The organism is Leeuwenhoekiella sp. A16, from assembly GCF_047946675.1.
Taxonomy (GTDB): domain Bacteria; phylum Bacteroidota; class Bacteroidia; order Flavobacteriales; family Flavobacteriaceae; genus Leeuwenhoekiella.
Window position 1 is genome coordinate 197,943 of the sequence record NZ_CP172313.1, and the last position, 14,620, is coordinate 212,562.

Genomic DNA, 14,620 nt, shown 5'->3' on the forward strand with positions numbered 1-14,620 from the left:
TTCGGTTGAGTACAAGCCAGATTTTTAAATTTTACTATTATCTTTTTACTGTAAATCGTAAAATTTAAAAATTTGGCGACTTCCCAAATATGCCTTAACTTCGTTTAAGCAACTACCAAGCTATGAGCTATATACGACTTTGTTAGCGGTAGTGTTTATTCCCGTTTAGTATCGTGTTGACTGTTTAATTTCTCATTTGCTTTAGCTCTTTCAATTAATTTGTCATATTCTGTGATTGGATAACCACTAACTAACTGAAAATTTTTATCAAACAAAGGGTCGATAATTGGAACCATATTATCGCTAAAAATCATTCTCATATAATAATCAAAATCTTTATCAGTTTTTATGATTTTTAAATCAACATCATCAATTTCAAATCCGATTTTAAGCCAGTTATCATAATGGTCACTAAACTTTAAAGGGTCTGATATTATCGGTACTACATTGCTCAAATTTAGAAAAGTTTCCAATTCTCGGTTTTTTATTATACATAATGGCGCGTAATGCTCAATGTCTTTGTCGAAAGCTTTTGCTACTAACGAGCTATAATTGGCTATTTCAGCAGATTTTATTTCCAAAATTACATCATCTGTCTTTTTTATTTTTAAAAGTCCTGAATAAGTACCAGCTGTTTTAGAAACTGATAGTACGCAATAAGGGTCATTTAGCTCTCGCTGTTTTTTATGTACAAAGTTGGATAGTTTTAAACTTTCCTGTGCTTGTACTTTATTTAATCTTTCAATCTTGCTTCTTTGATAAGAATAAGAAGTTGAGCCATCTTCTAAAATATAATTAATACAGAAACTATAGTCGGCATCATATTCTTCATTGCCATTCCAAGCGATAGTTGGTGTTCTTCCATATAATAGTTGTGGCGAGCTTTTTAAGGCGTTCATCATACCTTGGCCTTCCATAATTAAATTAATCCATAATTTAAAATCAAAATTCACTAGGTGATTATTGTATTCCTTGTCAGGTAATCGAACAGTACCTATAACGCGGTCTATTGGTCTTAAACAGGATTTATGAACACTTCCAAATGCAGGTATTGTATCACGGTCTTCTATTTCTGCAATTACAGCATTCTTTTCACTAACTTGTTTTCCACAATGTAAACAAATTAAAGGATTTGGATTCTTATCAAGTAGTTCTTCGAGATATGACTTATGTAATTTTGAACAATTATCATTTTCTACATTTTCAATTTCATTTGCGGGAATAACACCAACCTTCATTCCTTTATAAATTTCTTGATTTTCTTCTAAATATCTATCAAGCCCAGACATTGTAGAAAATCGTTGAATTACCTCCCATTCTACGTCCTCGGTTATATTTATCTTATTATCATAGAACACACTTTTAATTTGACAGTCATCTGTAAAACGGTATAATTCTACAATCATTAAATCTAACTCGTCTATAAAGGATTTTATAAGCAAAACTTCTTTTCCTGTTGAAAATTTACCTTCCGTAATTACTTCCGATTTGAACCATTCTTTAGGGTTTTCCTCAAGGTTAATATCTTTTTCGTCACTTATATAACGGTCAAAAATCTTCTCTAATTTATTGTTATCAATTGATAAACGGTCAGTAGCATAAACCAGTGAATTTTTTATTAGAATTGACCAAACCAATTCTGGTTGATTAAAACCGATACTTTTTAATAACATATGTGAAGCAACTTCTACAGTATTCCCAGATTCAATATCAATTATTCCAATAAAAATTCTTTTTAAAAAATTTTCAAATAGCTTTTGAGTTGGTTTTTTCTTTGAAACTTCTTCGTAGATAATGTTGAATATTGATTGAAATTTATAAAGTGTGTCACTTTCAGATTCAGTTAAAGGATTTTCTCGAAAAGCATCAGAACTTAAGTTTAAAGAAACTATAATTTTTTTTAAACCGCTTGTTATTTTGCTCGAGCTATCACTTGTTGTGATAAGTCCAAAGTAGTTTTTCGTTTGTTCGTTTTTATTAAACTCTTCAATAAATTGTCTTGTCGTTTTGTAAAAATCACTTGTATCTCTAATTGAAAGAGAAATGCTTCTTTTTATTTGTAAAAAAATAGATTTTCCATTTTCACAAGTCAGATTTAAGTCATCAATAAATTGACTTGTTTCAAAATGTGTTTTGCTAATTACTAACCTTTCATCTAATTGGTCAAAATAAATTGAAATATCAAATTTAGAATATTGGTTTATTAGAAACCAAGCTGAAATTCTTTGTTGATAGTTTATTCCTGAATTTGTCGCTTGTCCTCCTGCCATTTATATATGCAATGTTTTGTTTTAATATTACCGCTAACATATGGTTAAGAGTAAAGTGACCATTACATCTCTTATCCGTTTGTTCGACTAAAGATAACTTATTGAAAATAAAAGTCCTTAAGGTTTTCCGTAAAGCGCTTGTAAAAGTTTATCATTTTAGGAAAATCTTCCAAGAAAACAATAAAAAAGACCACCCTATATGGGTAGCCTTTTAAGCTTGTTACAGGAACATTATCTACTATTTTTTATCTAACAACTTTAATATTTTTTCATTCATAGCAATTTGAGTTTCTATCAATCGCGAAATTAATTCTGTTTGTTTTTCATCAGCGGTATTATAGGTATAACTGCTGTGTATCATATTTAGAACGGCGTTTGGTGAATTATTGCCACTATCAATTATATGATTCGGCGACACCGCCAATAACATCAATGGATCTACATTCAATACATCGGCTGCCTTCTGCACAAAATCCACCGTAATCTGGGTCTCTCCGCGTTCGTATTTCAGATAGGTCTGCTCCTTCATCTCCAATTGTTCCGCAATATCAAAGGCTTTTAGCCCGCGCACTTTGCGGTACATAGAGATGTTCCTGCCAATAGCTGTGTTTTCCAGTACAGTAAATTCCTGATCCATAATAAATTGTATAAATAAAACCTAAAAATTGTATAAGTAACTCCTATTCCAGAAGTTGATAACATCAACCATTTTGGAGACCTTACCCTTCAAATATACAAAGATAATTTTATCAAATTTTAAAGAAAACGGCTCCAAGTCTAAAAGTCCGCCTGCTTATGAAGAAAAAGTAATCGCTTAAATCCTTCAAATGAAAATTAATGCTGCCCACGACAACCATTTCCAACTCCTAAAACAAGGTACCCCTACTGCCCTTGCGCTTATCTATGCCAAGCACAGCAGGCTGATCTTTTGGATCGCCAACGACCTGATTAAAGACCGCTTTGTGGTCAATTCTCTGGTACAGGATACCTTTCTAAAACTTTGGGAACACCGGGATACCATAGAATCCCCAAAACATATCTTTTACTTCCTGCGCTTTGTGATCACGCGCGAATGTACCTATTACTACGCGCGGCCAAAGCATAAATTTCAAAGGAGCATCAATTCCCTGGAAAACTTTGGCGATTACCAGAATTATATGGCCGGATATGATCCGGTGCGAGACGGTGAACACCTGGAAGCCCAGAAGATCCAACAGCAAGACTTTGACCGGATCAAAAACATATTGCCCTTCTTAAGTCCAGCGCGCAAACACCTCATTGAGCTCTGCCTCAAACACGGGTTTCGCTATAAGGTCATTGCCGATCTCATAGGAAAAAGCATTACCGAAACCAGCAATGAGGTAAAGCGGGCCATTGAAGATATCAAAACCATCGTGAATCAGGGTAGCAGCCTTGCAGTTGATCAAAGATCTGCCGGTGAAAAGAAAATAAAAGGCAAACTGACCCAGGAGCAGGAAATCGTCTTACAGCTGCGCTGTGAACAGCACTACTCTTTTACTGAGATTGCCAGCACTCTTAGTATTTCAGAAAAGCAAGTCCACCGTGCCTTTATGAGCGCCTACCGGCTATCGCAGCATACACACCATCAATCGCAATCGACCTAGTATGAAAAAGAAAACCATAACACTTACTCGAAAGATCCAGCTGTTGGTAGACCTGCCCACCAAGGAAGAGCGCAAGGAAGTCCTAGACAAACTCTACCAGTGGCAGAACCGCTGCTTTAGGGCGGCCAATATCATTGTTTCACATCAGTATGTGCAAGAAATGATCAAAGAGTTCTTCTACCTTTCCGAAGGGGTCAAGTACAAACTGACCGATCAAAAAAAGGATGATCTGGGAATTCTGCAGCGCTCGCGCATCAATACCACTTACCGGGTGATCTGCGACCGTTTTCGAGGGGAAATTCCCCTTGATATACTCTCCAGTCTAAACCGTACCCTGCTATCTGCCTTTAATAAAAACAGGATGGAATACTGGAGCGGGGAACGCTCCTTAAAGAATTTTAGACGGGATATGGCAATACCCTTTGGCGGGGAATGTATCTATAAGATCTACCATGACCCGGAGAAAAAAGCCTTTTGCTTTAACCTGTTCCAGGTTCCTTTTAAAACCTATCTGGGAAAAGACTTTACAGACAAACGCAGGCTCCTGGAAGAACTCTCCAAAAAAGAGCGAAAATTACGCACCTCACACATTAAGCTGGAGGGCGGGAAGATTTTTTGGCTGGCTGTTTTTAAATTTGAAAAAGAAGAGCACCAACTAAAACCGGAAATAATTGCCGAGGCTTCCCTTTCCCTGGAACATCCCATAGTGGTCAAGGCAAACAAATCCCGGCTGAGTATCGGCAGCCGTGAAGAATTTTTATACCGAAGGCTGGCCATCCAGTCCGCGCGCAAGCGGGCCCAGGTCGGAGCCACCCATTGCAGGTCTGGCAAAGGGGTCAAACGCAAAACAAAGGCGGTAGATAAATTTCGACAGGCAGAGCGCAATTACGTACACCAGCGCCTGCACGTCTATAGCCGCAAACTGATCGATTTTTGCATCAAGCACCGGGCAGGAACCCTAATCCTGCTCAACCAAGAAGAGAAGATCGCCATGGCCAAAGAAGAACAGTTTGTCCTTCGCAACTGGAGCTATTATGAACTGACGGAAAAAATAAAATACAAAGCCGAAATGGCAGGAATTGAACTGATTGTGGACTAAAAGAATATTGAGGGTGCTTGTACACCCGTAAGGTGAGGTCGAAAGGCACTCAACTAAATGCGCATAGCATATACAACGCGTGAGTAAACTTATTTTAATTAAAGCTTGAATTTTATTTTCAGGCTTACATAACTCGTATTCGAAATCATAGCTATTATATTTCGATACTAGGTGATTTGCAATTCGCGAATCGCGAATTGAGAATTAATTCTTATCTTTGACATTAGACATAAAAGTATCATGAAAAAACACTCCGGGATGCGGCCTCACGATATCGTGGTTCTCTTGAAAATTGCTGCAAAGCAAGATCAGGATTGGTATATGAAAGATCTTTCTTATGAACTCGGTATCAGCGGAAGTGAAATAAGTGAGAGTATAAACAGGTCTATCATTGCAGGCTTGATCTTTCCAGATAAAAAGCGATTGATGAAAAGCGCAATAATTGATTTTTTACAATATGGTTTGCTCTATGTCTACCCCCAAGAACCCGGTGCTCTGGTTCGGGGAATGGCAACCGCGCATTCAGCACCGCCCTTAAATGACACTATAAAAAGTGAGGAAGCCTATGTCTGGCCTTATGGAAAAGGGAATTTGAGAGGTCAGGCTATTGAACCTTTACATCCCAATATACCCGAAGCCTGTTTAAAAGACGAGAAATTTTACGAGTTAATGGCTTTATGCGATGTATTACGAGTTGGACGCGCCAGAGAGAAAAATTTAGCCATTGAAGAACTAAAAAACCGCTTATGCTAAAAAATACCAAAATCAATCTGGAAGCCACTAAACAGGTGGCGGTTGCTTTGGGCATCCTTAACAAAAATGTAGTTTATGTAGGTGGTGCAATGGTTAGTCTTTATATCGATGATCCCGCAGCAGAGGATGTGCGTCCTACGAAGGATATTGATATCACCTTAGAAATTGCAAATGTCAAAGAACTTGAGGAACTTCGGGTAGATCTGGAGGAAAGAGGTTTTATTCAATCTGCCGAAGATGATGTGATTTGTAGGTTTAGATAAAAGGATATTAAGGTAGATGTAATGTCCACAACCGAGGTAGGCTGGGCACCGGCCAATCCATGGTTTAAGCCCGGCTTTGAAAACTCAATAGCTATTAAAATTGAAGATACTGAGATTAGTATTCTTCCATTACCCTATTTTTTGGCCACTAAATTTGCAGCTTTTGAAGCTAGGGGAAGGCGAGATCCAAGAATGAGCCATGATTTCGAGGATATCGTTTACTTACTTAATTACACATCCAACTTTAGAATGCAAATTTTTGATGCTGATCCAGAAGTTCAAAAATATCTAAAAGAACAGTTTGAAACCATTCTGGAAAAAGACACCCTGCAAGAAGCAATAATCGGCAATCTATATTATGAAGAACAACAAACCCGCTTCGATCGAATCATAAGTGAAATTAAAAATCTAGTCAATAGTATTTGATTAAGTCTATGACTTTCATGTATTCTTCACTTGTTCGCTAATTCTCGACGGATAGTCTTCTATTTACTAAAAGAGAAACTTGGAGCTTAGATGCATACCAACTGATTCAATATTTATCCCCTATTTCAAACACCTTTACTTTTTTTATCCGGAGCATTGTCCTTTTTTACATGTTTAATGTAACTCAAAACTAGATCGGTTCGAACACTATTTTTTTCTTCTTCCCTTACTTCTTCCAGTGCCTTCGCATTCCCTTTTTTGATAGTTCTCCCCTACAGGAATATAAAATTAGGAAAGGGCTATAAATAGGAAGGCGCAGCCGACCGGTTTATGCGCCCGGCTAATTTTTAATCCTGTTCTTTTATTATCAAAAACAGGGAGAGGGCTACTGGAACTATGGGAACATAAAATTACTTTAAGAAAACATATCGGTCAATTCGAAGCTAGGAAGCCCAGCGAACGTAGGCCAAAAACAATTCATCCTACTTTAATAATTGCAAAATTGGATTTTTTTGGCCTGTGTTCAAGACCTTCTGGACGAACCGCTTTGCCCGAAATGCAGTGCAGGGGAATGTGGTGAGGACCATCAGTATTTAAATTATCACTACTACCCTGTAACAATTTTTTGATTCTATTACTTACGGTAAGAATTCTAAAAAATCAGCAATGAAATATCTAAAACTTTTTGTCCTCTTTGTTATAACATTCAACCTTTCCTTTTTAGAAGCTCAGGAAAAGCTTGAAAATTCGGTTTTGTGGAAAGTGTCGAAACCAGAACTTCAACAAGATTCGTACATTTTTGCATCCTTACATTTTATGTGCGCAGATGATTTTTTCGTCCCAGAAAAAGTCACACAGGCACTAACAAGTGTTGATGCTCTGGTTCTGGAAGTAAATCTTTCAGATCCTAAAGAGATGCAAGCCATGCAGGCATCATTTGCAAGTTCAGAGAAAATCTCTAAAGCATTATCAAAAGAACAATATTTGGAACTGGATAAGCTGGTAACAAAAGTTACGGGTAATTCCTTAGAAATCTATGATTCTTACGGACTCAGCATGTTACAATCAATCATGATTGGTAAAATGTTGCCATGCGCGGCATTGAAATCCTTCGAGAATGAACTTAGTATTGAAGCCACCCAATTAAATAAACCTATATTAAGTCTTGAAACAGCTCAGGAGCAAATTGAAATCTTGAATGACTCTTACCCCCCGGATTTTGCATTTGAACAGTTGATGCTTTTTGAATCTTACAAAAAAGACTTTAACAAGGCTATAGAAGTTTATAGAAATGAAGACATCAATACAGCCGTAAGGTTACTGAATGCTGACAAATATATGGACGAAAATGCAACCTACATTATGCAAATCGAACGCAATAAGAAGTGGGTAGAAACTATGCCAGCAATGATGAAATCTTCAAGTAAGCTTTTCGCTGTGGGAGCAGCACATCTGACCAACACCTCTGGAATTATAAATTTATTACGAGAAAAGGGTTATTCCGTTGTGCCGGTAACTGATTAGAAAACTATTGGATGAAATTATCGGAAGAGGAATTTTTAAGACTTATCAATAAGCATAAAGGAATACTTCACAAGGTTTCCAGGATGTATTTTGATGCCCCAGAAGATCAGCAAGATTTATTTCAGGAAATTATTTTTCAGTTATGGAAATCCGTTGAATCCTTTAAAGGAGAGAGTCAATTTTCCTCCTGGATGTACAGAGTAGCATTAAATACCGCCATAGTATTTTTTAAAAAGGAAAAAAGAAAACCTGACAAGTTTAAGGGAATCGATAGGGAGCCGATCGCCTTACAACCCTATACTCCTGAAAAAGACCTTCAGTTAAATCATTTTTACAAAGCCGTAAAAGAGTTAAACAAGATAGAAAAGGCGTTAATCCTTCAATTTATAGAAGGCTTTTCCGGGAAGGAAATAGCTGAAAATTTGGGGATTTCCGAAATAAATGTCCGGGTTAAAACGAACAGAACAAAACTAAAATTACAAAAAATTATAAAGAAGCAGGGTTATGAATTTTGAAGAGATAAAAGAAAAAATGAATGCAGAAAATCACAGTATTCAAGTTCCTAAAAACCTTAAGGATATTTCCAGTAGAATGCCAATTAAAAAAGTTAGAGCACGCATGAAGGGTGAACTATTAACTCAATTACTATGTATTCTATTGTTTTTTATTTTGCCGAGTTCTATGAACTTACATCGACTACCACGAAATGTTTATTACCTATTGATGTTTGTTACTTCGCTCATAACATTGGGATATCTTGCAAAAATGTTTTGGTTTTTAAGAAAAACGAAGCATCTAGATAGTACCGCCAAAGAAGCCGTCATAAACTTCACCTATGATTTGAAGTTAACTCTAGAGGTTTACAAAACAGCTATTATGGCAGGAAGCCTGATATTACCACTTGCATTCGCCTCACTTATATTGGGATTGGATTTTGTTGACGAAAAAATGTTTAACCAGGTACTCCTATTGAATATAGCCGATTCTACCATTATCCTGAGCATCATAATTTACTTAGCAATAAGTGTAGGTATTTATTTTGTGACGGCACTTTGGTCGGACAAACTCTATGGAATTCATATTAGAACACTGGAAAATACTTTGAAAGAATTTAAGATTGATGATTAATCAGGTCGTGTTGGAAAAAACTGAATGCTAACCGAAAGGAAATTCTAATAAAGCATAACACAAACGTAGGTTAAAAACAATTCGTCCTCTTTGGCAATTTAAAAATATCTTTTCCCTGTGTTCAAAACTTTGTGAACGACCTGTTTTGTCTGAAATGCAGTGCAGGGGAATGTGGTGAGGACTACCTGAATTTCGGTTCTTACTTTCCTATCAAAATGCAAATTGTCGCAAAAATGAGCCTATTTTTAGGGCTTGAGAGGTCATTTGTCGCAAATTTGAATAAATCCAGTTAGTGAAAATCTATTAATGACCTGATATAAAATGAGTTATGAATATGTAACATCGCGCAGCGTGTTACCCTCTTGCTACTCATTTTTATCCGCTTCGCTACTCAAAATGGTAGCTTTTTGTATCGTATAAAATTTTGATAACAACGATCAATTCAAATTATTTGATTAATTGCAAAACCAATTTTGATTGTTTGATGGAAGAAGAATATTTTTGAGGTGCCAAGAAGGTCTTTACGTTGCTAATTAAGATACTGATTCGGCGTAACAGAACTGGATAAATTTAAGTAAATATTCATTAAATTGAGATGGATTCTCCGTTTGAGGTACATGTCCAGAATTTTCCAAGAACTTTATACCTTCCCAAAAAAATGAAGAATGTGAATTTAAATAGGCCAAATCTAAATACTGATCTTTTGCGCCGGTTGTATAAGCTATAGGAATGGTAGCCTTTTGGATCTTTTCGATATTATTACTTAATTTTCCCTCCTCTATACTTTTCGCAAGAAATGATCTACAGTTAGGGTCTGTATTCGTGAAGTTATCTATATATAGTTTTCGATCAGTTGTAGTACCTAAATTGAAAAATAGTTCAACTGCCTCAGCAGCTTGCTCTCTAGTTGTGTCTGCTTTAAAAATATAACTAACAGCTGGATGAGGCATTAAAGCAGATGGTATATGCTTAGCAGATTCAAATAAAACTGTCCCTGACAAAAATATTCCTCTACAAACTTTAAGTTTAGCTAAAACTTCAAGAGCAATGTTACCACCCAATGAAAAACCAACAATAATATAATCATCTAATTTCAGGTTATCCAGAACCTTAAGCAATAATTTCCCATAGCCTGGCAGATTATAGTCCCTATGGGGCTTATCCGACTTCGCAGATTTGCCATGCCCCGGAAGGTCAATAGCAATCAATCTAAAATTATCAAAGATACCATCCTTCAGCTGCTCTGCCCAAATTTGGGAAGACATTGAATTTCCATGAATAAAAAATATAGCTGGACCATCTCCAGGTTTTTCGATGACTCGAATAGGACAGGACTTAAGAGTGATAGTGGAATGATAGATCATAATACACACGTCTTATATTTATGTTTTTAAGATATTCATTTTCCGTCATTTACAGAAGCAAATAAAATCTACAGTCTCTTAGATGGTAGTCTAATGTTGCAAATATTTTGATTTTAAAAATGCTTTATATATTTTAGAGATGCTAGATTATCCGAAGCAACAAAAAAGTTTTTATTGTAATTATTCGCTACAATCACCGAAAAAATTATTATCTCCACCAATCTTATATCCTGAGTCTTTCCATTGTTGCTTTGCATCAATTCGAGCACTGTCAGCCTCATTTCCAGAAGTAAAAGGACCTTCTACTCTTTGTTCTAAAAAGGAAGTTTTTTTCCGATATTCCGATAATTTGGAAGTAACTGTAGTTTCATTACAAGAAGAATAGAATATTGTCGAAAATTGGGCATAATGCTCATCTTCTGATGAATTAAAGACAATTGAGTAATAAAAACCATCCAATTTGTCAACCTGTCTTAGAAAAGATCCACAAATTACTGGGATGAAAATATAGAGATATTTAATCTTATTCATAACTTTTAGCATTTGTAAATATTATAATTGATATTTTGAGCTATAATAAATTTATTGAATTTTTGAATTATTTCGTCGTGGCGAAGAGCCACCTTGAATGACATCTATAGTATACAGCGCTTTAAAAACCTGTTCAGATTCGGGATCTGAGTTTTTTGCAAGAGATGAGTTAAAATATGAATTAAAAAGCTTTAATCTCAGCTTATCCTGAATATCCAACATTTTATACACACCTTCATTCTGAGTAAATTTTGTATCTATCAAATCTTCTGGGAAGGGAGCATTGACAATAGCGAAGCCTGTTATTCCAGGGGTTTTAAGTCGTAAAATGATCATATTTTCAGTTTTATCATAATCTAACAATAAGTATTTATTATTGCCTAATCGAGTTAAAACCTTATTGAATTCACCTATAGCTGTAATTACTTTATCAGTACTATCTTGAAGCTGATAGTTGAAAATTGACGAATAAGAATCAAATAAAGTGGAATCGGTATAAGCAAAGAATACTCTATTGCGAAGTAAATGCTTGGAATAGTTTTGACTTAAAATGGGATTGTATTTCAAGCAGTTAATAGCATTAATTTTATTTATATCCGTATCTGCTGTGGTGAGAGTAGAAAGAATTGAGTATACTAATTCATTTCCTGATAAAAGAGATTGCTGTATTAAGGAGTTTCTTGATAAATCTAGTAAATTCTGTAATCTACCTCTGGAAATATTTTGGAATCGCATTTTGTCTTCCTTCGAACTTTCTAAATACTTATTAATGGGATAAGGTTCGTGATTTTGATCTTCCATTTGAATCTCAAAATAATTTGAGTACTTTAAATAAATTTCAGTGAATGATGATAAAAATTTGTAATTAATGTAACCATTTTTATCTTTTATTGCATCTAAATTATTAAAATCGGTTCGAATTCCTCGCAATAGATAATAACTAGCTACAAACTCAACAGGCTTTAACTTTCCAAATTCAAATGAGGGGAAGAGAGATGAGTTGACCATTAACGCTTTTGCATTGTCGGAAACGTATTTTGAATTTATATAGGCAAGCACGGGTTGGTATACAGAATCCTCAAATGTTTCAAGATCTTCATTTTTTTCTCTACTGAATCGAGCCTTAAAAAAATCTTTAGCGTTGGGATTTGAAAAAATATCTAAACCCTTTAGACATATTCCCATATGCTTGTAGTTAGAAATAAGTTGTGAATACCGGGTAATAATGATTGTGTCTTCTATATTTTCTTCAAGACATCGAAAATATTCTTTATTTGCCTCCATCTTTGCAAATTCTTGAATATCCATAAGGTCTTCTCTCACTTTTGCTAATTCGTTTTGCACTATTTCAAAGTTTGTAATTACATCTTTATAAAGATTAATTGTAAGTAAGGTCAATGTATTAAGCCTATGATTTATTGTATCAAGCTTTTCATCTACATGATCAAACCTATTAGCCATATAAGACATCATCTGTGCTTCAGGCGATGGCGCTGAACTACTTCTAAATAAACCTGATAAGCCAGATATTATGTTAAAGATTCCTGATGGATCTCCACCAAAAGTTTTACCTACGCCAGTACCAATCTGAATAGAGGAAGAAAGATATTTTATAAATTTGCCTACGTTCTTAGCATCTTTTCCTTTTAAAATTTTTAAAGATTCAAGTTCGGTTGCCGCAACTTCCATATTGCTGCAAACCCGCATTGAAACCGTAGAGATGGTGTACAAGTTGACTTCAGCTAAATCCTTGATTGATTTTTTTACATCACTATAGGCACCATCAATAGTTATGACGCTATTAATGTATTTATTATCAATTGAGTTTAAAAGGACACCGCTATCAAGTTTCCCTTTTTGATAGTCAGAAACAATATTTGTGAGTATATATGCCGCTTTTGAGTATTTACTATATTCATGCTGAATTCTTAATACATTTTCACCGGTTTTTGTTATTTGTAGTTCTTTGTCCAATTCAATTTTTAATGAATCCGCACTGTCATTCATTAACCTTGCTTTGTTGTATAAATTTTTAGAATATTCGATTGCTTTCTCTTCATTCTTAGCTAATAGCGTTAAAGAGGAATCAATTTCCTTGATCTGATTTCTTACCAAATCTCCTGTTCGCTTGGTTAAGCGAATTGTTTTAGCATTTAATAGCTTAACTTTTGAATCAAATTCGGCTTGAGTAAGTTGAGTGTATTTGTAATTTATTTTTGTCCGTTTGATGTGCTTAAAAGCTAATGAAGGAAGTAACACGCCAAAAACGGAATCTGTTTCAATGGCTTTAATTTTACCTAAAGAAGATTTGAATTCTGCATCAAAATCGGATTTTTTCTTATCCAATAAATCAACGCCTTTGGTATGCAAGAGGGAGATTCTTTCTTCTATGTATGTATTTACTTCAGAAGCAATCTCTTCCACCATAACATCTCTAGCAATGCTATCAATACTTTGCCGAAAAGCTTTTTCAATGACAAGTGGGAGAAGATTACTTATCTCTTGTGAGAGTTTAGTACTTGAAAAATTTGAAAACACGGGAACATTCATTTTTGCCAGATCATTCGAAACTGAATTATAAAAGGCTGCATCTTTACAAGAGTAATTGTTCGCTTCGTATAATGCGTTTCGATAATGATTGGTATATTTTTCAAGAGACGCTCCGTCAAATTTTTTAATGCCTACATTTTTTAAAATTTGTTTTGCTAAATTATTAGTGATTTCAGGTTCGGTTAATTTATATTCATTGATCATTAATTGAAGTATTTCTGGAGAAGTAGCTTCAATTGAAAAGTCATTACTATAGAATTTAGCAGCACCTTCTCTTTCCTGTGAAGAATTACAGGAAATGATTGAGAAAATTATTAGAAAGTGGACTATTTTTCTCATTTAATTAACTTTAATATAAGTATATAGGCAAATATTTCTCGGCCGCGTTTCCCTTCCCCCTGGAGAATTATAGGTTTCCTTCTGCTGTCCAAATGATCCTATAACCATATTTTTTGCTTGATTACCATGTGTTGTATGTGCCCATATTATAGTCTCTATATTATCGATGTTATGTTTGTGAACCTGAAATGTATCTATTTGATAATTTCCTATTTCTCTATTTCCCCATACATCTCCAGTATTCGAATTTCTCCCTTCATTCATGCCCCTAAGAAATACACCTCTTGCATCAGGTATCGTATCAATTTTATACCGTTGAAATAAACGAAATCGTTGAGCCTCTCGACGATCAATGGAATCCATAAGTATCCAACAATTTCCGTTTTCATATTGAAAATTTTTTAGTGGCAGTATAGAATATTTTACGTCACCCAGAGCGCCCATGCACGGGATAGTATCTAAATTGATATCTGTTACAGAACTCTTAGAATTTAACTTCTCTAATGTTTCTCCCTTATTTTCTTGTGTGTCTTTTTTACAACTGACGAGTAATACAAGAAAAATGATAATAGCACCTTTTAAAGTTTTCATATAAATTTTGATTTTTGGCTTTTAGAATTTAGAGGCAACTTTTCCCCTTCAAAGTCATCAAGATTCTATCTCAAATCCAAACAAACTTATTTTAAAATAAGGGTAGCAGAAATAGCAAAATCTTGTCATTTTATCGTAATTTCATTACATACATATT

General features: G+C 35.0%; 14 protein-coding genes. 8 read left to right on the forward strand and 6 right to left on the reverse strand.

Translation table 11 applies throughout. The features are described 5' to 3' along the window. Window positions 1-155: 155 nt before the first annotated feature. Together ACH3O9_RS00850 and ACH3O9_RS00855 are read right to left on the reverse strand one after the other, a co-directional pair. Window positions 156-2,270 carry a hypothetical protein gene (locus tag ACH3O9_RS00850; protein ID WP_416443422.1) on the reverse strand — a complete coding sequence of 705 codons (2,115 nt, stop codon included), beginning with the start codon at window positions 2,268-2,270 and terminating at the stop codon, window positions 156-158. A gap of 238 nt (window positions 2,271-2,508) precedes the next feature. Further along, window positions 2,509-2,907, reverse strand: a complete 399-nt coding sequence (locus ACH3O9_RS00855; protein WP_416443424.1) for a helix-turn-helix domain-containing protein — start codon at window positions 2,905-2,907, stop codon at window positions 2,509-2,511. A gap of 190 nt (window positions 2,908-3,097) precedes the next feature. Here ACH3O9_RS00855 and ACH3O9_RS00860 point away from each other — a divergent pair, with 190 nt between their 5' ends. From ACH3O9_RS00860 to ACH3O9_RS00895, 8 genes are all read left to right on the forward strand, one after another. Continuing rightward, on the forward strand, window positions 3,098-3,895 hold the full coding sequence (locus ACH3O9_RS00860; protein ID WP_416443425.1) for an RNA polymerase sigma factor: 798 nt from the start codon (window positions 3,098-3,100) through the stop codon (window positions 3,893-3,895). 1 nt (window position 3,896) lies between these two features. Further along, complete coding sequence (locus ACH3O9_RS00865; RefSeq protein WP_416443427.1) at window positions 3,897-4,994, forward strand: hypothetical protein; 1,098 nt, start codon at window positions 3,897-3,899, stop codon at window positions 4,992-4,994. Between the two features lie 240 nt (window positions 4,995-5,234). Further along, window positions 5,235-5,747: a hypothetical protein gene (locus tag ACH3O9_RS00870; RefSeq protein WP_416443429.1), complete on the forward strand. Its 513-nt coding sequence runs from the start codon at window positions 5,235-5,237 to the stop codon at window positions 5,745-5,747. Next, window positions 5,741-6,010 (forward strand): hypothetical protein, encoded by a 270-nt coding sequence (locus ACH3O9_RS00875; RefSeq protein WP_416443431.1) that lies wholly within the window; start codon window positions 5,741-5,743, stop codon window positions 6,008-6,010. The genes ACH3O9_RS00870 and ACH3O9_RS00875 overlap by 7 nt, the downstream gene beginning before the upstream one ends. Before the next feature lie 6 nt (window positions 6,011-6,016). Beyond that, window positions 6,017-6,436 carry a hypothetical protein gene (locus ACH3O9_RS00880; RefSeq protein ID WP_416446596.1) on the forward strand — a complete coding sequence of 140 codons (420 nt, stop codon included), beginning with the start codon at window positions 6,017-6,019 and terminating at the stop codon, window positions 6,434-6,436. 666 nt (window positions 6,437-7,102) lie between these two features. Next, window positions 7,103-7,960, forward strand: a complete 858-nt coding sequence (locus tag ACH3O9_RS00885; RefSeq protein WP_416443433.1) for a TraB/GumN family protein — start codon at window positions 7,103-7,105, stop codon at window positions 7,958-7,960. A gap of 11 nt (window positions 7,961-7,971) precedes the next feature. Beyond that, on the forward strand, window positions 7,972-8,475 hold the full coding sequence (locus ACH3O9_RS00890; RefSeq protein WP_416443435.1) for an RNA polymerase sigma factor: 504 nt from the start codon (window positions 7,972-7,974) through the stop codon (window positions 8,473-8,475). Further along, a complete protein-coding gene (locus ACH3O9_RS00895) occupies window positions 8,465-9,088 on the forward strand; it encodes a hypothetical protein (RefSeq protein ID WP_416443437.1) in 624 nt (207 codons plus the stop codon). Before ACH3O9_RS00890 ends, ACH3O9_RS00895 begins: the two co-directional genes overlap by 11 nt. Window positions 9,089-9,621: 533 nt before the next feature. Here ACH3O9_RS00895 and ACH3O9_RS00900 read toward each other — a convergent pair. From ACH3O9_RS00900 to ACH3O9_RS00915, 4 genes are all read right to left on the reverse strand, one after another. Continuing rightward, on the reverse strand, window positions 9,622-10,452 hold the full coding sequence (locus tag ACH3O9_RS00900) for an alpha/beta fold hydrolase (RefSeq protein ID WP_416443439.1): 831 nt from the start codon (window positions 10,450-10,452) through the stop codon (window positions 9,622-9,624). A gap of 180 nt (window positions 10,453-10,632) precedes the next feature. After that, complete coding sequence (locus ACH3O9_RS00905; protein ID WP_416443441.1) at window positions 10,633-10,983, reverse strand: hypothetical protein; 351 nt, start codon at window positions 10,981-10,983, stop codon at window positions 10,633-10,635. Between the two features lie 51 nt (window positions 10,984-11,034). After that, window positions 11,035-13,872, reverse strand: a complete 2,838-nt coding sequence (locus ACH3O9_RS00910) for a hypothetical protein (protein WP_416443443.1) — start codon at window positions 13,870-13,872, stop codon at window positions 11,035-11,037. Continuing rightward, window positions 13,873-14,463, reverse strand: a complete 591-nt coding sequence (locus ACH3O9_RS00915; RefSeq protein ID WP_416443445.1) for a hypothetical protein — start codon at window positions 14,461-14,463, stop codon at window positions 13,873-13,875. Window positions 14,464-14,620 lie beyond the last annotated feature (157 nt).